The 19,591-nt window shown below is 70.3% G+C and carries 17 protein-coding genes; 4 read left to right on the top strand and 13 right to left on the bottom strand.

Annotated features, from left to right (window positions below; genetic code table 11):
- Nucleotides 1-63 precede the first annotated feature (63 nt).
- The 7 genes from AMYHA_RS11425 to uvrC all read right to left on the bottom strand — a co-directional run bounded on the left by AMYHA_RS11425 (nucleotide 64) and on the right by uvrC (nucleotide 12,082).
- Nucleotides 64-4,542: a hypothetical protein gene (locus AMYHA_RS11425; protein ID WP_034270815.1), complete on the bottom strand. Its 4,479-nt coding sequence runs from the start codon at nucleotides 4,540-4,542 to the stop codon at nucleotides 64-66.
- 19 nt (nucleotides 4,543-4,561) lie between these two features.
- A complete protein-coding gene (locus AMYHA_RS11420; RefSeq protein ID WP_034270812.1) occupies nucleotides 4,562-5,365 on the bottom strand; it encodes a hypothetical protein in 804 nt (267 codons plus the stop codon).
- The gene (locus AMYHA_RS11415; RefSeq protein ID WP_231104950.1) at nucleotides 5,362-6,900 is read right to left on the bottom strand and encodes a hypothetical protein; all 1,539 of its coding nucleotides are present in this window, start codon (nucleotides 6,898-6,900) and stop codon (nucleotides 5,362-5,364) included. Before AMYHA_RS11415 ends, AMYHA_RS11420 begins: the two co-directional genes overlap by 4 nt.
- A 112-nt stretch (nucleotides 6,901-7,012) precedes the next feature.
- Nucleotides 7,013-7,999, bottom strand: a complete 987-nt coding sequence (gene whiA / locus AMYHA_RS11410; RefSeq protein WP_034270809.1) for a DNA-binding protein WhiA — start codon at nucleotides 7,997-7,999, stop codon at nucleotides 7,013-7,015.
- An 81-nt stretch (nucleotides 8,000-8,080) separates the two neighbouring features.
- Nucleotides 8,081-9,031 (bottom strand): gluconeogenesis factor YvcK family protein, encoded by a 951-nt coding sequence (locus AMYHA_RS11405; protein ID WP_034276823.1) that lies wholly within the window; start codon nucleotides 9,029-9,031, stop codon nucleotides 8,081-8,083.
- Between the two features lie 49 nt (nucleotides 9,032-9,080).
- Nucleotides 9,081-9,941 carry an RNase adapter RapZ gene (rapZ, locus tag AMYHA_RS11400; RefSeq protein WP_034276821.1) on the bottom strand — a complete coding sequence of 287 codons (861 nt, stop codon included), beginning with the start codon at nucleotides 9,939-9,941 and terminating at the stop codon, nucleotides 9,081-9,083.
- 50 nt (nucleotides 9,942-9,991) lie between these two features.
- Nucleotides 9,992-12,082, bottom strand: coding sequence for an excinuclease ABC subunit UvrC (gene uvrC, locus AMYHA_RS11395; RefSeq protein ID WP_231104707.1), 2,091 nt, complete (start codon nucleotides 12,080-12,082; stop codon nucleotides 9,992-9,994).
- Nucleotides 12,083-12,342: 260 nt separating this feature from the next.
- Here uvrC and AMYHA_RS11390 point away from each other — a divergent pair, with 260 nt between their 5' ends.
- The 4 genes from AMYHA_RS11390 to AMYHA_RS11375 are packed head-to-tail and all read left to right on the top strand — an operon-like array spanning nucleotide 12,343 to nucleotide 14,679.
- Entirely contained in the window at nucleotides 12,343-13,206 is an 864-nt protein-coding gene (locus tag AMYHA_RS11390; protein ID WP_051399773.1) for a maleylpyruvate isomerase family mycothiol-dependent enzyme, read from the top strand.
- Between the two features lie 13 nt (nucleotides 13,207-13,219).
- Entirely contained in the window at nucleotides 13,220-14,017 is a 798-nt protein-coding gene (locus AMYHA_RS11385; RefSeq protein ID WP_034270806.1) for an exodeoxyribonuclease III, read from the top strand.
- 31 nt (nucleotides 14,018-14,048) lie between these two features.
- The gene (locus tag AMYHA_RS11380; RefSeq protein WP_034276813.1) at nucleotides 14,049-14,288 is read left to right on the top strand and encodes a FitA-like ribbon-helix-helix domain-containing protein; all 240 of its coding nucleotides are present in this window, start codon (nucleotides 14,049-14,051) and stop codon (nucleotides 14,286-14,288) included.
- Nucleotides 14,281-14,679, top strand: a complete 399-nt coding sequence (locus AMYHA_RS11375; RefSeq protein WP_034270803.1) for a type II toxin-antitoxin system VapC family toxin — start codon at nucleotides 14,281-14,283, stop codon at nucleotides 14,677-14,679. The genes AMYHA_RS11380 and AMYHA_RS11375 overlap by 8 nt, the downstream gene beginning before the upstream one ends.
- Before the next feature lie 121 nt (nucleotides 14,680-14,800).
- Here AMYHA_RS11375 and AMYHA_RS11370 read toward each other — a convergent pair whose 3' ends face one another.
- Genes AMYHA_RS11370 through rpe form a run of 6 tightly spaced genes read right to left on the bottom strand, consistent with a single transcriptional unit; the run spans nucleotide 14,801 to nucleotide 19,491 of the window.
- Nucleotides 14,801-15,286, bottom strand: a complete 486-nt coding sequence (locus tag AMYHA_RS11370; RefSeq protein ID WP_231104706.1) for a PH domain-containing protein — start codon at nucleotides 15,284-15,286, stop codon at nucleotides 14,801-14,803.
- Complete coding sequence (gene ribH, locus AMYHA_RS11365; RefSeq protein WP_034270800.1) at nucleotides 15,283-15,792, bottom strand: 6,7-dimethyl-8-ribityllumazine synthase; 510 nt, start codon at nucleotides 15,790-15,792, stop codon at nucleotides 15,283-15,285. The genes AMYHA_RS11370 and ribH overlap by 4 nt, the downstream gene beginning before the upstream one ends.
- Nucleotides 15,789-17,084 carry a bifunctional 3,4-dihydroxy-2-butanone-4-phosphate synthase/GTP cyclohydrolase II gene (locus tag AMYHA_RS11360; protein WP_034270798.1) on the bottom strand — a complete coding sequence of 432 codons (1,296 nt, stop codon included), beginning with the start codon at nucleotides 17,082-17,084 and terminating at the stop codon, nucleotides 15,789-15,791. Before AMYHA_RS11360 ends, ribH begins: the two co-directional genes overlap by 4 nt.
- 2 nt (nucleotides 17,085-17,086) lie before the next feature.
- On the bottom strand, nucleotides 17,087-17,740 hold the full coding sequence (locus AMYHA_RS11355; RefSeq protein ID WP_084037083.1) for a riboflavin synthase: 654 nt from the start codon (nucleotides 17,738-17,740) through the stop codon (nucleotides 17,087-17,089).
- A 9-nt stretch (nucleotides 17,741-17,749) separates the two neighbouring features.
- Nucleotides 17,750-18,769, bottom strand: coding sequence for a bifunctional diaminohydroxyphosphoribosylaminopyrimidine deaminase/5-amino-6-(5-phosphoribosylamino)uracil reductase RibD (gene ribD, locus AMYHA_RS11350; RefSeq protein ID WP_034270796.1), 1,020 nt, complete (start codon nucleotides 18,767-18,769; stop codon nucleotides 17,750-17,752).
- Nucleotides 18,769-19,491: a ribulose-phosphate 3-epimerase gene (rpe, locus tag AMYHA_RS11345; RefSeq protein WP_051399771.1), complete on the bottom strand. Its 723-nt coding sequence runs from the start codon at nucleotides 19,489-19,491 to the stop codon at nucleotides 18,769-18,771. The genes ribD and rpe overlap by 1 nt, the downstream gene beginning before the upstream one ends.
- Nucleotides 19,492-19,591 lie beyond the last annotated feature (100 nt).

Genomic DNA, 19,591 nt, shown 5'->3' with positions numbered 1-19,591 from the left:
TCGGCAGCACGGGTGGCGGGGCAGGCTCCGCTTGCCCCGCCACCCGCAGCGAATGCCCTCGCCTTACCCCGTGCGCTGGTACACCCTGGTCGCCGACAGCCGCGCGACGCCGTCCTCCTCACCGAGTTCGTCGAGGTGATTGCGGATCGTCGCGTCGACGGAGAGGTACTTGCGGCCCGCACGGAGATCGGCGTCGTTGCGCATCCGGATGATCAGCGGGAACTCGCTCAACGCCCCCGCGTCGAACAGACCCGTCGTGTAGATCAGCTGCACGCCCAGCGCCTCCGCGACCGCGCGCTGCAGTTCGAGCAGGTATCCCGCCGACGCACGGCCGATCGGGTTGTCGAGGAACAGCACGCCGGAGTGCCGGTCGCGCAGCCGTCCCTTGTCGTTGGCGCGCAGCGCGGCCATCGTGCAGTACAGGATGATCGCCGCCGTGAGCTGCTGGCCACCGGAGAAGACATCGCGAATCTCTGACACCCGCTGCCGTTCCGTGCGCAGCACCGAGTCCGGCTTGAGCATGTCGATCCGGAAGCCCTTCGGCACGGCCGCCCGCACGCCGCGCAGCAGCAGCGACATCCCGTCGGTCTTGCCGTCCTTCCCACTCTTGCCGCGTTTCGCGTCCCGCACCTGCGCGGCCGCCGCCTCGTCGACGACCTCGCCCAGCTGCTCCGCGAGCTGCGACTCGTCCGGCTCAGCGAACCGGATACGCAGGAACTCGCTGCCCGACCAGTCACCGAGGCCGTCCGGCAACCGCGACAGCCGCTGCGCCGCCCGCAGCACCCGCAACGCGCCTTCGACCATGCCCTGCAGCCGGGTCACGATGCCCGAGCGGTGCCGTTCGATCTGATCGAGATCGCCCGTCAGCGTGCGCAACCGGGGCCGCAGCGCGGCCACCCACTCCTCGGCGTGCTCGGGCAACGAGTCACGGCGTACCGAGATGATCTGCCTGCGCACCGGGCTGCTCAAGTCCTCGAACCGCTTCTCGGCCGCGTACTGCACCAGCTCGTCGACGTAGCCGCGCACCGTCTTCTCGGCGTCGGTCACCGCCGCTTGCGCGGTGCTGAGCTTGCTCGTCAACGCCTGCGCCCGCTCCCGCGCGGTGTCGACATCGCCGTCGTACGGGCTGACGTCATCGCCCGCATGGCCCTCCGCGACGGCGGTCAGCGACTCCGCCAGCATGCCGAACCCGGTCGCGGCGGCCTCCGCCGTCTGCAACGCGTGCTCCGCCTCGGCACGGGCGGACTGCAGCTCGTCCACCTCGCGTGCGGCGGACGAGACCTCCTCCGTCGCGGACGCGATCAAGTCCATGCCATACGCGATCGAACTCGGCCGCTCCATCGAGTCCAGCACGGACGGCGCCGCGGGCAGCGCCTCGTACTCCGCCCTGCGCGACGCGAGCACGCCGATCGCGTCACCGCGTTCCATCTCCAGTGCCTGCAGGGCCCGCTCCGCGCGGCGTTCCGCGGCCTCTCGCGCGGCGGCGTCCGAGCCGTCCGGGGTGTCGAGCAGCTTCGTCGCCAGCATCCGGACGTCAGGATCGAGCGCCTCCAGCGCGGCGCGGGCGGTCGCCTCGGCGTGCTCGGCGTGGTCCAGCTCGGCGCGCAGGTCGTTGCCGACCTCCACCTTCGCGTAGGCCGCCGCCGCTGCCGCGAAACTCTGTCGCAGCACCGCCACCGGCTCTTCAGGGACCGGCTGGTCCGTGCTCACCGAGCCGCCACCGGGCACCTCGGCCAGCTCCGCCCGCGCGCTCGAGGCCGTCCGCTTGTGCTCGTCGGCTTTCCGCTGCGCCTCGGCGACACGCTCCCGCCAGCGCGTCGCGGACGCCTCCGCCGTCTCCGCCTCCTGGCGCGCCTGTTCAGCAGCCTCCCGAGCGCTCGCGCACTCGTCCGTCCACTGCCCGATGCGCGCGGCGGCGGTGGCCAGCTCACCGATGGTGCCCAGATCCGTGGCTGTCTTCCGTGCGGTGTCACGCAAGCCGGGGACCTCGGCGCGCAGCTCCGCCCGCCGCTCCGTGAGTCGATCCACGGTCGCTCGCTGCTCGCCGGCAGCGGTCACCGCGGCGTGGTGCTCGGATGTCGCGGCGTCTGCCCGCTCGGCCAGTGTGCTGAGCGCACCGGCGGGATAGTCCTCCCGCCACGCGGCCAGTTTCCACTCGAGCGCGGCGTCCGCCTCGGCGCGCTCGCCCAGCCGCGCGATCTCCTCCTGCCGCCGCGCCTGCCGCGCCGCGATCGACTCGCGCGTTTCCTCTGCCGCGTCCTCGTCGTACAGCGCGGGGTTCGGCGGCACGATGAACTCCGCGCCGCTGGCGGTGGTGTCAGCACCGGCCGCGGCCTCCCCCGTGAGAGCGCTGGTCACACCGACCGCGAGCACGGCACTGGGCAGCAGCGTGGCCTCGGTCAGCACCCGCTCGGCCTGCGCCAGCCTGGCGGGGTCGTTGATCAGCACACCGGACACCAGGTGCGGGTACCGCCGCAGCGCGGCCTTTCGGCTTTCAGCGTCCAGTGTGGACAGGAACCGCAGCCCGGACCAGGCCGTGATGCCGTGCTGTTCCAGCAGATCCAGCGCCTCGCGGACGTCGTCGGGTGCGGGCAGCAGCCCGCCGCTGCCCAACGCCGCCAGCGCGCGCTCGTCGTTCGATGCCGCGACCCACAGCTCGGTCTGCGCTCGTTCGGTCTCGGCGCGCGCCTCGGCCAGCCGCGCCCGCAGCGCCTCGAGGTCGGAGTCCAGCCGGACGTCATCGACACCGAGCACCTCGGCGAGCCTCGGCTCTGCGGCCAGGGCCTCCGCCCTGCGCCGCGCGGTGGCCAGCTCGGACTCCGCGCTCTCGCGCGCCGTGGCCGCCGCAGACTGCCGCTGGTCGAGTCCGTGCAGGGTGTCCTGTGCCTCGGCGAGCTCCGACTCCACGCGTTCCAGCTCGCGCTCGGCCCGTACCAGCGCTGACTCGGCGTCCTCCGTCGCGGCACGCGCCTGCCGTTCGGCGTCGGCCACCTCGGTGCCCGCAGGCAGCGTGCCCGCCGCGATCGCCTGCTTCACGCTGTCGTTGACCTCGTCGATGCGGGTCTGCAGCGAGTCGGCGCGGGCGCCGTGTTCCGCGGCGGCTCTGGTGGCGGCGTCGCGGTCGCGCTGCGCCTCGTTCGCCGCCGCGCGTGCCTCGTCGGCCTCCCGTTCGGCCGCAGCCGCGTCCGCACCGGCGTTCTCCGCGATGGCGAGCAAACCCCGCGCCAACGCCGTGGCGGCTTCTTCCTTCGCGGCCAGCGCGGGCTGGGCGCGCTGCTCACGGTTACCGACGAGCTTGCGGGTGGCGTCGGCTTTGCGTGCGGCGGCCATGTGGCCGAGCACCGTCGACGTCGCCCGCCAGGCGCGTGCCGTCGTGCGGGCCTCCGCGACCTGCTCGGCGAGCCGGTCGGAGTCGGCCTGCGCGGCGTCTAGCCGCAGCCCCGCCACGACCCGGCGCAGCTCGGTCACCATCGCGTTGCGCCTGCGCAGGTCGCCCTCGGCGAGCCGTTCGGCGTCGCGCAGTTCGTCCACCTGCTGCGACAGCCCGCCAAGCCGCTCCTTCTCCGCCCCGTCGCGGGCGATGACGGCGGCGGCGAACTCACCGGCCTCGCGCGCGGCGGTCTCCGCGAGCGAGCGGGACGCCGTCGCGAACGACTCCGCCTCCACCAGCGGCGTGAGCAGCTCCATCGCACCGGACACGAAGTCGCGCTCGGTCATCAGCTCGCCACGCTGACTGAGGCTGTCGGCGTAGTTGCGCACCACATCGGCCAGGTCGGCTGGCGCCTGCTCGTCCAGCACCGCGCGCAGCAGGAACTCGACGAACGCCTCGTCGGTGCCGAACGAGAACGCGTCGGCGGCCTCGCCCTCCCCCGCGTTCATCGCGCGCTGGTAACGGAACAGCTCGGTGTCCAGCCCCATCATGCCGAGATGCTCGGTCCACTCGTGGTGCTTGCGGGTCCAGAACAGCTCGATCTCGGTGGCCTCGCGGTACTCGGCGTCGAGTCGGTCCTTGAACGCCGACATCGTCAGCAGCCGGTTGTCCTCGGTCAACGGCAGCGAGTCCAGCTGCAGCGACACGCTCGGCCGGAAGCAGTACCAGGAGTCGAGCAGGTTCGCGGGGTCGGAGGAGACGACGTGGCCACGCCACTCCGAGACCTTGCCGGTGATCACCCGCTGCCCCGTCCGGGTGTGCTGCCACTCCAGTACCACGTGCGCGACATCCTTGGCGCCGACGAACTTCTCCAGCACGCGGGTGTTGGTGGTCCCGACGACCTGCCTGCGGCCGGGCAGCATCACCGAGAAGATCAGTTTGATCAGTACCGACTTGCCGCCGCCGTTCTCCAGGAACAGCACGCTCGCTGGCGAGGGACGCCTCGGCGGGCCCGGCTGCTCGTTGTCCAGCTGCACGCCCGCGCTGAACAGCGCCTCCTGCGATGGTGAGCTGACCGGCTCGCCAACGCCGCTCAGGTCGAGCACGACGTCCTGGTACCGGGCACCCGCCGGTCCGACGGAGTGCAGCCGCACCCGCGATAGCTCGTACATCGCCGCCTCCTAGAGCGTCCTACAGGGTCCCGGGGCTACCCGCACGCAGCGACCCGTCCTCGCCGGAGATCGCCACCACGTCGAGGTCAAGCAGCTCGGTGAACGCGGCGTCGGCCGCCAGCTCCCGCACCTGCACCTGATAGCGCGGCGTCGTCCGATAGGTGCCGCCGTCGTCGGTGTTGATATGCACCAGAAAGCCCTGCTCAGACAAGAACCGCAGCGCCCTGCTGATCATGCCTCGGGTGGTGTCCGGCGCGAGCCTGCCGTCCTTGGTGGTCGCCGTCTCCGGCCGCCGCGCGTAGGCGCGCCACGCCTGTTCCAGCTCGGGCGCGTCGGAGGGCGGGTCGTCGTTGGCCTCCGCCTGCGCCGCGCGCTCGTCGAGGATGCGGCACGCCTCGCGCACCACGGCGTCCACCTGGTCGACGCTGACGCGGCCGACGTAGGTGTCGTTGCCGAGATCGTCCGGGCGCGGGAACGCCAGCGCCGCCACCGCGAGGTGGATGACGCCGTGCATGACTTTCTCGGTGTCGCGGCGTTCGCGGATCTTGCTCTGCCGCGCGTAACTGTCCATCTTGATCTCGAACGCGGACTCGTCGGTGGCGGCGAGCACCGCGCCTGCCTGGTGGCTGACGTCGAGCACCATCAGCCCGAGCCCCGCCGCGACCGACTGGGTGAGCTGGGTGAACTCCCGGTCCTCGCTGTAGCGGCGTACCAGCTCGGCGTAGCTGGCGTCGCGGGCGGGTAGCTGCTTCGGCCGCAGCCCGTAGGCGATCAGGCGTGCCGCCGACTCGGCGTCCTTGGCGGTATCCCGTGCTGCGCTCACGCGACCTCCTCGGCGGTGACGGGAACGGCTGGCATGTCAGGGGCAGAGTCGGCATCCGGACCGGCGGAGTCCTCCGCTGTCTCGTCCGCCGCCTCCGCGAGTTCCTCGGCCAGCACCGCTGTGGTGACCAGCAGGTCGGTGCCGCCGAACTCCGGGTCGTCCAGCGGGGTGCCGTCGTCCACGGCGATCAACGCGGTTCGCTCACCGCCGCGCACCGCCCCGCTGATCTCGGGGCTGTAGGCGTGCAGTACCCGCAGCACGACCAGCCGCGCCAGGTCGGCGTCGGTCTCGCGAGCCTCCTCGATCAGTCCGGACAGCCTGCGTGGTACCTCCTCGAGGTCAAGCAGCGCGTCCGCGCGCCCCCAGTGCTCCTCGCTGAACCGGTTGGCGTCTTCCGCCGGCGCCAGTTCCGGTTCCGGGAGCTCCCCGACCAGCGTGCTGCGCTCCGGCGCGGGCCGCAGCAGCATCGACACCAACGACGGCAGCGTCGCCACGCCAGGGGTGTTCGGGCCAATCGCGGCGCGAAAGTACGCCTCAACCGGCGCCTTCGCGTCGCCGACACCGAGCCCGAGCGTGGGCACGAGCAGCTGCCCGAAGACGTCGACGCCCCCCTTACGGGGTGGCCCCGCGAACTGCTGGCGGTCCTGCTCGGCACGGAAGTACGCGCCCGCGGCCTGCAGCCTGGCCTGCAGCTGGGTGTGGCGGGTGATGCAGTCGGTGACGATCTCCACCAGCTCGGCGGCGCTGCGCTTGCGACCGGGGTCCTCGGCCTCGTCGCGCGCCTTGGTGATGTTGCGCAGGATCGCGTTCTCCGCCTGGAACCGGGACTCGATGTGCTCCAGCGCCGAGTCGAGCAGTTCAGGAACCGCGTGCTCCCAGTCGACCGAGCGGACGTCGCGGCGGGTGGCGTCCAGGATGGTGCGCAGCGTCTCGCCGTACTGCACCGTGCGGTAGCGGGCCTGCTCGGCGGCCAGCTTGGCGTCGGCGAGCCTGCCGCGCTTGATCAGGTTCTCCAGCTTCACCTCGGCGGCGATCTGCGCGGATTCGACGTCGGTGTCGAGCGCCCCGACCAGGACGTTGATCGCCTCGTCCGTGGCGCGCAGGTAGATCTCGCCGTTCGGCGCGGACAGTTCGACCAGCAGTTTGAAGTCGAACGCCCTGCGCTCGTAGGCACCGTCCGGGCCGACCGTGCCGTAGATGCTGCGGAACCCGCGATCCACGGTGCCGACGTTGAGCAGGTTGTCCAGCACCCAGCGGGCGACCTTCTCGTGCTCGGTCCTCGCCCGGTGCGGCGCCTGCGCGGCGATGAACGGCAGCAGCCTGCGCACGATCACCTCGTGGCTCGCGCCGGTGTCGAAGTCCATCGCCACGGTGACCTGATCGATGGTGTGCAGCGCGATCTCGGCCATCTGATACGCCGTGGCGTCCGCCCAGTCCAGCTTCGCCTTGCGGGCATCGAGGTCGTGCAACGGGGCGGTGCAGGCGAGCGCCTTGAGCCTGCGGGCAAGGCCGCCGTCAAGACCACGGTCGATCATCCCGCTCGCATCCTCACGCACGACGTCAGACGGTAGCCTGCCCGTCTCGGGCTCGCCGCACCTGGTCCTGGCAATTCTTCGCTGCTTCACCGTTACAGGTGGTGACGAACCGTCACGCTTCGGCTTCGAGCATCTCCTCGGTGACCGCCGCTTCGGTGTCCGGGATGCCCAGATCCTTGGCGCGCTTGTCCGCCAGCGCGAGCAGCCTGCGGATACGGCCCGCGACGGCGTCCTTGGTCATCGGGGGGTCGGCGAGCTGTCCCAGCTCCTCCAGCGAGGACTGCCGGTTGGCCAGCCGCAGCCTGCCCGCCGACAGCAGATGCTCAGGGGCGCTCTCACCGAGAATGTCCATCGCGCGCTCCACCCTGGCCGCCGCCGCGACCGCGGCCCGCGCGGAACGCCGCAGGTTCGCGTCATCGAAGTTCGCCAGCCGGTTCGCCGTCGCCCGCACCTCGCGGCGCATCCGGTGCTCCTCCCAGCGCAGCACGCTGCTGTGCGCGCCGAGCCTGGTCAGCAGCACGCCGATGGCATCGCCGTCGCGGACGACGACCCGGTCCGCTCCCCTGACCTCACGGGACTTCGCCTGGATGCCGATCCGGCGCGCCGCGCCGACCAGCGCCAGCGCCGCCTCGGGGCCGGGGCAGGTGATCTCCAGCGACGACGAGCGACCTGGCTCGGTGAGCGAGCCATGCGCGAGGAACGCGCCCCGCCACGCCGCCTCGGCATCGGCGACACCGCCGGAGACCACGGCGGCGGGCAGGCCACGCACCGGACGGCCGCGCTGATCGATCAGCCCGGTCTGGCGGGCGAGCCCCTCCCCGTCCTTGACCACGCGCACCACGTACCGGGTGCCTTTGCGGAGTCCGCCGGACGAGATGACGTGGACATCGGAGTGATGCCCGTACAGCTCGTGGATCTCCTTGCGCAGCCGGCGCGCGACAGAGCCGGTGTCCAGCTCGGCCTCGACGACCACCCTGCCGCTCACGATGTGCAGGCCACCCGCGAATCGCAGCATCGACGCCACCTCGGAACGCCTCGGCCCGATCTTGGTGATCTCCAGCCTGCTCAACTCGTCCTTGACGGCGGCGGTCATCGCCATAGCCCCTCCACTTCCGTTGCTCACCCTTTCGGTGATGGTGCTCAGCCCCGCACGCGGGTTTTCGCCAGTTGCCGCTGCGCGTTACGCGCCTGGAATCCCGAAAGCCTCTCGCACACTCGCCGCGAGCGCATCCGGAGCGTGCCTGCCGGACACGCTCGGGTCAGCCACGTCGGCGAGCACCGCCCGCGCCCCGATCTCGTCGGCGGCACGGTACAGCCGCGCGGGAGCGGGAACCGAACCACGATCGGCGATCACGACGTCCACCCGCAACTCGGGAGCCTGCGCGCGAAGCACGTCGATGTGCTGCTCCGGCGAGTACCCAGCCGTTTCCCCTGGCTGTGGAACCAGATTCAGCACGACCACCTTACGCGCCGCCGTCCGGACCAGCGCATCGCGCAGGTCAGGCAGCATCAGGTGCACGAGCACGCTGGTGAACCAGGAGCCCGGCCCGAGCACGACGAGGTCCGCCTCTAATACCGCATCGACCGCAGCGGCGCACGCTTGGGGTTCGACGTCCCGGTTTTCCGCGTTGTGTAGCGAGATTCGTCTCACTCTGCCGGGTGTGCTCGCCACCGCGACCTGGCCCCGGATGATGCTCGGCTCGTCGGTGCCGTTCAGCCCGGACACCTCGGCCTCGATGCACAGCGGATCGACCGACATCGGCAGCACGCGGCCGGAGACACCCAGCAGCGCGCACGCCTCGTCGAGTGCGGTGACCGGATCGCCCACCTCCTCGAACAACCCAGCCAGCAGCAGGTTTCCGACCGCGTGGCCCGCGAGCGCGCCGCTGCCGCCGAAGCGACGCTGAAACACCCGCGCCCACAACGCGTCACCGTCCTCCGACGTCGCGAGCGCGGACAGCGCCTGTCGCAGATCACCAGGTGGCAGCACGCCCAGTTCGCTACGCAGCCTGCCGGACGAGCCGCCGTCGTCCGCGACGGTCACCACGGCTGTGACGTCCGGGGTCAGCGCACGCAGCGCACACAGCGTGGTGTGCAGGCCGTGCCCGCCGCCGAGCGCGACCGCGCGCAGTGGCCGGGCGTGCGCACCGCCGTCCGCCTGTCCCGCGTCCGTTGTCTCGTCACTCACGGCCCAGATCCCGGTGCACCACCTTGACCGACAGCGTGTCGTCCTCGGCAGAAAGCCGCCGGGCGAGCTCCTCCGACATCGCGACACTGCGGTGCTTGCCGCCGGTGCAGCCCACCGCGAGGGTCAGGTAGCGCTTGCCCTCTCTGCGATAGCCCGCGCCGACGATCCGCAGCAGCTCCTGGTAACGGGTCAGGAAGTCCTCCGCGCCCTCCTGCGTCAGCACGTAGTTGCTCACCTCGGTGTCGAATCCGGTGTAGTCGCGCAGCTCAGGGATCCAGAACGGGTTCGGCAGGAAGCGGACGTCGACGACGAGGTCGGCGTCCATCGGCAGGCCGTACTTGTAGCCGAACGACAGCACGGTGATCTTGGTGCGCAGGCTGGCCTCGGACCCGAAGGTTTCCTCGATCTTGGCGCGCAGGTCGTGCACCGACAGCGACGACGTCTCCAGCACCAGGTCGGCTTCCTCCCGCAGCGGGTCGAGCAGCGCGCGTTCCGCGATGATGCCGTCGGAAAGCCTGCCGTCGCCCTGCATCGGGTGGGTGCGCCGCACCTGCTCGAACCGCCGGATCAGCACCTCGTCGGTCGCTTCAAGGAACAGCACGCGCGGCTTGTAGCCCTGCGCGTCCAGCTCCTTGATCACCGCGGCGAGGTCGTCGGTGAAGGCCCGCGACCGGACGTCCATCACGACCGCGACCTTCGTGATCGCGCCGCGTGCCTGCGCACCGAGCTCGACCATCGTGGTGATCAGCTCCGGTGGCAGGTTGTCCACGACGAACCAGCCGAGGTCTTCCAGGCACTTCGCCGCCGTGCTGCGCCCAGCCCCTGACAGGCCGGTGACGACCGCGACCTCCATCCCCGAGTTCCCGAAGTCGCTGTCATCCGGCGTCGTGTTCTGGCTCATGTTCACTGTTGTCCGTCCTTGTCCCGCGGATCCCGCTGTGTGTTGTGCGCTGCGTCCTCTTGTGGGCCATGCAGCGCCGCGTAGACCGTTTCCGCTGTCGCCTGGCCGAATCCCTTGACCTCGGCGATGTCGGTGACCCGCGCCTGCTTGAGCTTCTTGACCGAGCCGAAGTGCTTGATCAGCGCGGCCTTGCGGGCCTTCCCCAGCCCGGGCACCGAGTCCAGCTCCGATGCTCGCACGCGCTTGGCTCGTTTGTCCCTGTGATACCGAATCGCGAACCGGTGCGCCTCGTCGCGCACCCGCTGCAGCAGGTACAGCGCCTCCGCGGTGCGCGGCAAGACGACGGGGAACTCGTCGCCAGGCAGCCACACCTCCTCAAGCCGTTTGGCCAGCCCGATGACGGCGACGTCGGTGATGCCGAGATCGCCGAGGACGTCGGCCGCGGCCGTGGCCTGCGGGCCCGCACCGTCCACGACGAGCAGGTTCGGTGGATAGGCGAACTTGCGCTGTGCAGGATCGGGTGACTCGGGGACGTCGGTGGTGCCGGGGTTCTCGGCCGCCACTGCCCCTTGCTCCCCTGCCGGCGCCTCGGCCTCGGCGAGATAGCGGGCGAAGCGGCGGCGCACGACCTCCGCGATCGAGGCGACGTCGCCCTTCTCGGCGGCCTCCTTGATCGCGAACCGCCGATACTCGGACTTGCGGGGGATGCCGTCCTCGAACACCACTAGCGACGCGACGACGTCGGCGCCTTGGATGTGGCTGATGTCGATGCACTCGATCCGCAGCGGTGCGGTGTCGAGGCCGAGCAGGTCCTGCAGCTCGTTCAGCGCGGCGGAGCGGGAGCTGAGGTCGGACGCCCTGCGCAGCTTGTGCTGGGTCAGCGCCTCCTTCGCGTTGCGCTCCACGGTCTCGGCCAGCGCGCGTTTGTCGCCGCGCCGCGGCACCCGTAGCCGCACCTTTGAGCCCCGCAGCCGGGACAGCCACTCCGCGACGGCAACGGCGTCATCCGGCAGGGCGGGGACAAGCACCTCGCGAGGCACCGGCGGGCCGCTGCCTTCCACCTGCGCGGCCAGTTCGGCCTGCTCACCATAGAACTGGGCGAGGAACTGCTCGACGAGCTGCGCGCGGACGGCGTCACCACCATCCTGTGCGGTGTCCTCACCAGGCACTTCGTCGCGGTCCACCACCCAGCCGCGCTGGCCGCGCACCCTGCCGCCACGCACGTGGAAGACCTGCACCGCGGCTTCCAGCTCGTCGTGCGCGAATGCCACGACGTCGGCGTCGGTGCCGTCGGAGAACACCACCGCCTGCTTCTCCATCGCCCTGCGCAGCGCGGCGATGTCGTCGCGCAGCCTGGCGGCGCGCTCGAAGTCGAGTGCCTCGGAGGCGGCGGCCATCTCGCGTTCCAAATCGCGCACCATGGTCTCAGTGCGTCCGGACAGGAAGTCGCACAGCTGCTCGACGATCTCCCGGTGCCGTTCGGGGCTGACCTCGCCGACGCAGGGCGCGGCGCACTTGTCGATGTAGCCGAGCAGGCAGGGGCGGCCGATCTGCTGGTGCCTGCGGAACACGCCGTTCGAGCACGTGCGCGCGGGAAACACCCGAAGCAGCAGGTCAAGGGTTTCGCGGATTGCCCAGGCATGGGCATACGGGCCGAAGTAGCGTACGCCCTTCTTGCGCGGCCCCCGGTAGACGTGCGGGCGGGGGAACTCCTCATTCAGCGTCACCGCGAGCACCGGATACGACTTGTCATCGCGGTAGCGGACGTTGAACCGGGGGTCGAACTCCTTGATCCAGTTGTACTCCAGCTGGAGCGCCTCGACCTCGGTGGTGACCACGGTCCACTCGACGTCCGCCGCGGTGTTCACCATCTGCCGCGTTCTCGGATGCAGCCCGGCAGGGTCGGCGAAGTAGCTGCTCAGCCTGCTGCGCAGGCTCTTGGCCTTGCCGACATAGATGACCCTGCCGTGGGCATCGCGGAACTTGTACACGCCCGGGTCGTCGGGAATGCTTCCCGGCGACGGGCGAAACGAGCCGTTGCGCGACGCCCCGCGGGACAGGGACGCATGACGAGTAGTGGACAGATCAGCCACGTCCACCAGCCTACGTCGGGGCGCCGACAGCGCACCGCCCCCACCCGATCACGCTCCGGTGTTCCATGGCTGGTGTGCGAAACCGGGCCGGCCCGCTGGGGCGGCGATCGGCGCGCGCCGTGTATCTCCGCGTGTTGATCAGGGACCCTGCGCGGAGGACCACTCCGGCCGAACAAATCAGACAAATTGTGGGCCCACCAGCAGGGTCCCTGATCAACAAACATCCTGTCGCCAACTAACGACAGCAACAAGGCCAACTCGTGCTGCTGTCACACACCCTGGCGGGCACGATCAGCCCCGTACTGTCGGTGGGCTCTGGCATGCTGCCTGGCATGGAGATACCGGAGTATGTGGCGGCGCTGCGCGACGCGGGCGCGCGGCTGGTCGCGGCCGCCGAACGGGCGGACTTCGACGCGGTGGTGCCGAGTTGCCCTGACTGGACCGTGCGCGACCTCGTCTTCCACACCAGCGGAGTGCACCGCTGGGCCACCCGCCACGTGCAGGAGGGGCTGGCCTCCCCTGGCGAGGTGGTCGATCCCGGCACCGACCCCCATCGCGACGCCGACCGCCGTCCCGCCGACGACGCGCTGCTTGACTGGTTCCGCAAGGGACACGCCGCGCTGATCGACGCCATCGACGCCGCGCCGGCCGACCTGGAGTGCTGGTCGTTCTTGCCCGCGCCATCGCCGCTGGTGTTCTGGGCACGTCGGCAGACGCACGAGACCACGATGCACGGTGTCGACGTCGAACTGGCTGCGGGTGATCCGACGCCTGTGGACCCCGCGGTCGCCACCGACGGAATCAACGAGCTGGTCACCGGGTTCGTGATCCGTCCATCCGGCAAGCTCCGCAGCGACGAGCCGATCACCATCGCGCTGCACGCCAGCGACACCGGGGCAGGCTGGCTGCTGCGGGTCAGCACCGAGCCCGTCGTCACCGAACGCGTGACGGACCTGCCCGCCAGTGGTCCGGCAAGCGGAGCGGATGTCACCGTGCGAGGCAGCGCCGAGGACATCTATCTCGCGCTGTGGAACCGTCGTCCGATCACCGCGCTGGAGACCATCGGGGACGCCGACGCACTGCGGGCGTGGCCCGATCTGGTGCGGGTCCGGTGGAGCCGATAGCTAGGCTCGGGCCGTGCGGATCGCCACGTGGAATGTGAACTCGGTGCGCTCGCGGCTGCCCCGGTTGCTGGGGTGGTTGGCGCGGGCCGAGCCCGATGTGTTGTGCCTGCAGGAAACCAAATGCGCCGCCGAGGCGTTTCCCGCCGCCGAGATCGCGTCGCTTGGCTACGAGGTCGCCGCGCACGGGACCGGCCGGTGGAACGGCGTGGCGATCCTGTCGCGGGTGGGGCTGGCCGACGTAACGCGGGGACTCACCGACGAGCCGGGCTACCTGGCCGATGGCGCGCTGTTCGAGACCACCGAGCCCCGCGCGATCGGCGCGACGTGCGATGGCGTGCGGGTGTGGTCGGTGTACGTGCCCAACGGGCGCGAGCCATCGCATCCGCACTACCAGTACAAACTGCGCTGGCTGGAGGCCCTGCGTGCGACGGCGGCCACGGAACTGACCGAGGAGCGTCCGTTCGCCGTGCTCGGCGACTTCAATGTCGCACCGACCGACGACGATGTGTGGGATGTCAGCCTGTTCACGGAGAGCACGCACGTCACCGAACCCGAGCGGACGGCGCTGGCCGCGCTGCGGGAGGCGGGGCTGACCGATGTGTTCCCGCGCCCGCTGAAGTACGACCATCCCTACACCTACTGGGACTACCGGCAGCTCGCGTTCCCGAACAACAACGGCATGCGGATCGACCTGGTGTACGGCAATCCGGCGTTCACCAAGGTCGTCACGGACTGCTACGTCGACCGTGACGAACGCAAAGGCACCGGCGCGTCCGACCACGCGCCCGTGGTGGCGGATCTGGAGCTGTAAAGTGACGCTACTTTGGCGCTACAATAGCGCCATGGCGACTATCCAGGTAAAGGACGTGCCGGACGACGTCGCGGAGACACTCCGTCGACGTGCCGCGGAGGCGGGACAGTCTCTCCAGGCTTACATGCGGCAGCAGCTCATCGACTCGGCACGGCAGCGCACCAAGTCCGAGTACGTGCGGATCATCGAGGAGACCTTGACACGCAGCGACACCCCGGGCGCGACGGCGGAGTCGATCGACGAGGCGTTGCGCGAGGCACGGGGTGACTGAATACGTCGTCGATGCGTCCGCATTGATCGCGGCACTCAGTCGGAAAGACACCGTCGGAACCGCTGTCCGCAAGATCTTCAACAATAGCCGGACGCATGCCCCCGCACTCATCGACGCCGAGGTGGGGCAGGTGCTCCGGCGGTTGGAACGCCGAGGCGAAATCAACAGCGAAGTGGCGCAAGCAGGCCTCTACGCCGTCGAGCATTTCATCGACGAGCGTTACGAGCACGGCCCGTTTCTTCGCGCAGCGTGGCGGCTTCGCCACACCATCACTTTCTACGACGGCCTATACGTAACGCTCGCCGCCGCGCTCGATCTTCCGCTACTAACCAGCGACGAGAAACTCACCAACGCACCGGGGCTGAGCTGCGCCATCCAGTTGCTCCGCTGAGCTCTAATCCTGCCTAGTCTGTTCTCGGCGAGGCGAGTGTGTAGGCGTTGTGGTTGCTATAGCGACCACAACGCCTCAAGATCGACTCGGTGCCAGGCCTGCCTACTCCCGCCAGGCCTGCCTACTCCTGCTCGGCCTGCCAGGCCTGCTTGTGCAGGGCGCGGAGCGTGCGGACGGCGGTGACGGCGCGCCAGCCGTCGACGGCCTGCACCGCCATCACGGTGTAGTACTCGTCGTCCGGAAGTTCGAGGCGGGCGAACGCGGCGCCGTCCGGGAAGCTGATGGCCAGCACCTCGCGCCAGGCGAACCGGCGCGACGTCAGTACGTTGCGGACCTCGACACCTTCGGCGTCGGCGCGCACCCTCGGCACCGCCCACAGCATCGTCCCCGCGGCGAGCAACACACCGAGGATGATCATCGCGACCTGGTCGGACGTCCGGAACACCGCCCCGGTGTCGGACTGGCGCAGCAGCAGCCCCACGATGGTGAACGCGATCAGGATCAGCACCGCGAGCACACTGGCGGCGATTACCGAGAAGAACGGCCGGAACCGCACCGGCTCGGTGAGCCGCTGGTCAGCGCCCTGCGTGTCGTCGGCCACCGTCACGCCATCCCCTTGCTCTCGGTCCAGCGCCTGCGCAGCGAGCGCAGCACATGCGCGGCGTCCAATGCCGCGACCGTCGCCTCGTACCCCTTGTCCTCCGCGGAGTCTGGCAGTCCGGCGCGCGTCTGCGCCTGTTGCTCGGTGTCGCAGGTCAGCACGCCGTTGCCGATCGGGGTGTTCTCGTCGAGCGCCACCCGGGTGAGGCCCTGGGTGACCGCGTCACAGACGTACTCGAAGTGCGGCGTGCCGCCCCGGATGACCACGCCCAGCGCGACGACGGCGTCGTGGTCGCGCGCCAATGCCTGCGCCACCACCGGCAACTCGACCGCGCCCGCGACGTGCACCACGGTCGGTTCGACGTCGAGCCGCGCCTCCTTGGCCGCCGCTTGTGCCCGGTCGAGCAGGCTCTGGGTGATTTCGGCGTGCCAGCGGGTGACGACGATGCCGAGCCGGACGTGCTCGTACGCGCCCGGTTCGAGCGCGACCTCGGGACGTCCCTCGCCACTCATGCCGGTACTCCCCCGTCCTTGCCGCCGGTGCGGTCCTGGTTCGTCTCCTCCAGTTGCGCGCCCACGTCATCCAGGTGCTCCAGCGCCGTCAGATCGTGGCCCATGCGGTCGCGCTTGGTCTGCAGGTAGCGCAGATTCTCCGGGTTCGGCGAGATCGGCAGCGGCTCGCGGCCGGTCACCCGCAGGCCGTAGCCCTCGAGCCCGATTCGCTTCGCCGGGTTGTTGGTCAGCAGCCGCATCGACTTGATGCCCATGTCGCGCAGGATCTGCGCGCCGGTGCCGTAGTCGCGAGCGTCCGCGGGCACGCCGAGCTTGAGGTTGGCGTCGACGGTGTCCTCGCCGCCGTCTTGCAGCTGGTACGCCTGCAGCTTGTGCATCAGGCCGATGCCCCTGCCCTCATGGCCACGGATGTAGAGGACGGCGCCCCTGCCCTCGTCGGCGATGGCGCGTAGCGCGGCGTCGAGCTGCGGGCCGCAGTCACAGCGCAGCGAGCCGAACACGTCTCCTGTCAGACACTCCGAGTGCGCCCTGACCAGCACGTCCTCGCCATCACCGATCTCGCCGTAGACGAACACGATGTGCTCGATGCCATCAAGCAGGCTGTCGTAGCCGATGGCGCGGAAGGTGCCGTACCTGAGCGGGATACGGGCCTCCGCGACCCGCTCCACCTGCTTCTCGGTGCGCCTGCGGTACGCGATCAGGTCCGCGATGGTGATCAGCGCGAGCTCGTGCTCGTCGGCGAACACTTTCAGCTCGTCGTAGCGAGCCATGTCGCCTTCGTCCTTCTGCGACACGATCTCGCACAGCACGCCCGCGGGCCGCAGGCCGGCCATCCGCGCCAGGTCCACCGACGCCTCGGTGTGGCCCGGCCGCCGCAGCACACCGCCTTCCTTCGCGCGCAGCGGCACCACGTGCCCCGGCCGGTTGAAGTCGTCCGCCGTCGAGCTGCGCTCCGCGAGCAGCCGGATGGTGTGCGAGCGATCGGACGCCGAGATGCCGGTGGAGACGCCTTCCTTGGCGTCAACGGTCACGGTGTAGGCGGTGCCGCGCACGTCCTGGTTCGCGTAGAACATCGGCGGCAGGTTCAGCCGGTCGGCGTCGTACTCCGTCAGCGGGACGCAGATGTAGCCCGAGGTGTAGCGCACCATGAACGCGACCAGCTCCGGCGTCGCCTTCTCGGCGGCGAAGATCAGGTCGCCCTCGTTCTCGCGGTCCTCGTCGTCGACCACGACGACGGGCTTGCCCTCGGCGATATCGGCGATCGCGCGCTCGATCTCGGCGAACTTGTCCATGCTCACTCCTTCTCGCCGGCATTATCGCCAGGACCATCACTGGGATGAGCGCCGGGCTCGGCGCTGGCATTCCCGGCTGGCGCCGCGATCAACCGTTCCACGTACTTCGCCAAGACGTCGACTTCCAGATTTACCGGATCGCCTGGCGTCTTGGTGCCCAGGTTGGTCATCTCCAGGGTGGTGGGGATCAGCGCGACCGCGAACTCGTCGTCGGTCACCGACGCCACCGTCAGCGACACGCCATCCACCGCGATCGAGCCTTTCTCGACCACGTAGCGCGCCAGGTTCCGCGGCAGCGTGAACCGCGTCATGCCGTAGGCGTCGCGGGCGAGGTAGGTGCCGGTGCCGTCGACGTGGCCTTGCATGATGTGCCCGCCGAGCCTGTCGCCGACCGCGGCGGCGCGCTCCAGGTTCACCCCGTCGCCGACGTGCACCTTGGCCAGGCTGGAACGTTGCAGCGTCTCGTGCACCACGTCCACGGTGAACGTCGAGCCAGCGACGTCGACCACCGTGAGGCAGACGCCATTGACCGCGATCGAGTCGCCGTGCCGCGCGTCGGTGGTCACCAGGGGCCCGGACAGGCTCAGCCGTGCGGCGTTGGGCACCTGTTCGATGCCGATGACCTCACCGATCTCCTCGACGATTCCGGTGAACACGCCTACCTCCTAGTCCTGCCGGGCAGCCGGCACCGCGCTGACCCGCACATCATCCCCTGTCATGGTGACCTCTTCGACCACCCACCGGTGCATGTCGGTGATCGTTGACACTCCAGCATCCCCTAGCGCCGCCGGACCCGCACCAGCGAGCGCGGGTGCGAGATAGCCGAGCAGCCGATCGATTCTGCCAGCCGCGGCGAACGCCCCCGCCAGCGTCGGGCCGCCTTCCAGTAGCACGTCGACCACGCCCCGGTCCGCGAGTGCCGCGAGCACCTTATCCGGGTCGCGCGTGGCGATGATCACGGTTTCCGCGCTGTCGTCGAGCACACGCGCGGTGGGTGGGAGTTCACGGGCGCCGACGACGACGCGCAGCGGCTGGCGCTCGAGCGGTCGGCCCTCGGCGTCGCGAGCGGTGAGCTGCGGGTCGTCCGTCATCACCGTGCCGGTGCCAGCGACGATGGCGTCGATCTTGGTGCGCAGCGCGTGGACCTCGGCGCGGGCGGGCTCGCCGGAGATCCACCGGCTGGTGCCGTCGGCGGCGGCGACCCTGCCGTCAAGCGTGGCGGCGTACTTCCAGGTGACGTGCGGGCGACCGGTGCGGATGTAGTGCAGCCAGGCCCGCAGCGGGCCGCGCCGGACGTCGTCTTCGAGCAGGCCGTTGCTGGTCGCGATCCCGGCCTGCTCCAGCACCTCGCCCCCGCCGTGGGCGAGCGGGGTGGGGTCGGCGACGGCGTAATGCACCGCGCGTACGCCCGAGTCGATGAGCGCGTCGGTGCAGGGTGGGGTGCGGCCGTGATGGGCGCAGGGTTCGAGCGTGACGTACGCGGTGCCGCCCCTGGCGCGCTCGCCCGCTTCGCGCAGCGCCATGACCTCGGCGTGCGGACCGCCCGGTGGCTGGGTAGCACCCCGCCCGACCCGCACCCCATCGGCGTCACAGATGACTGCCCCGACGGGCGGATTCGGACTCGTCGTTCCCCGTACGGCCTCGCTGAGCGCGATCGCGTCCCGCATGGCCTGTTCCGGGGTCATCAGCCGTGGCCGTCCTGTGCGCCGGGCGCGGTGCCGCCCCGATGTGCGTGGCGGCAGCCGGACGCCGACGCCGCCTGGTCCCGCAGTGCCGCGACCGCCTTGCCGGGGTCTTCCGCGCCGTAGACGGCGGTGCCAGCGACGAAGCAGTCGACGCCCGCCTCGGCGGCCTGTTCGATGGTGTCGTTGTTGATGCCGCCGTCGATCTCGACCAGCAGCGTCAGGTGTCCGGTGTCGACGAGCCTGCGCGCGGCGCGGACCTTGTCCAGCACCTCGGGGATGAACGACTGCCCGCCGAAGCCCGGCTCCACCGACATCACCAGCAGCGTGTCGTAGTGCTTGAGGACCTCGACGTAGTCGTCCAGCGGGGTCTTCGGCTTGATCGACAACCCGGCACGCGATCCTGCCGCCCGCAGGTTCTTGGCCAGCATGATCGGATCGCGGGCGGCCTCGGCGTGCACCGTGACGTTGTACGCGCCGGACTCGGCGTAGCCGGGGGCCCAGCGGTCGGGGTCCTCGATCATCAGGTGACAGTCGAGTGGCACGTCCGACGTCGTCAGCAGCGAGCGCACCACCGGCAGGCCGATCGTGAGGTTCGGGACGAAGTGACCGTCCATGACGTCGACGTGTACCCAGTCGGCCCGGTTGTCGCCCTCACCAGCGATCGAGGTGATCTCCTCGCCGAGGCGGGCGAAGTCGGCGGACAGGATGCTGGGCGCGATCATCGGGCGGTTCGTCACGGTACGTAGTTTACGGTTCGGCCGCCTGGCGTACAGGAGGGGTGTGGGCGGGGTGTGACGTCGAGCGCTGACCCACGGCACTGCC

The organism is Haloechinothrix halophila YIM 93223 (genome assembly GCF_000504245.1).
Taxonomy (GTDB): Bacteria; Actinomycetota; Actinomycetes; order Mycobacteriales; family Pseudonocardiaceae; genus Haloechinothrix_A; species Haloechinothrix_A halophila.
The sequence above is the reverse complement of the archived record's forward strand: the minus strand, read 5'-3'. Positions and strand labels throughout refer to the sequence as shown.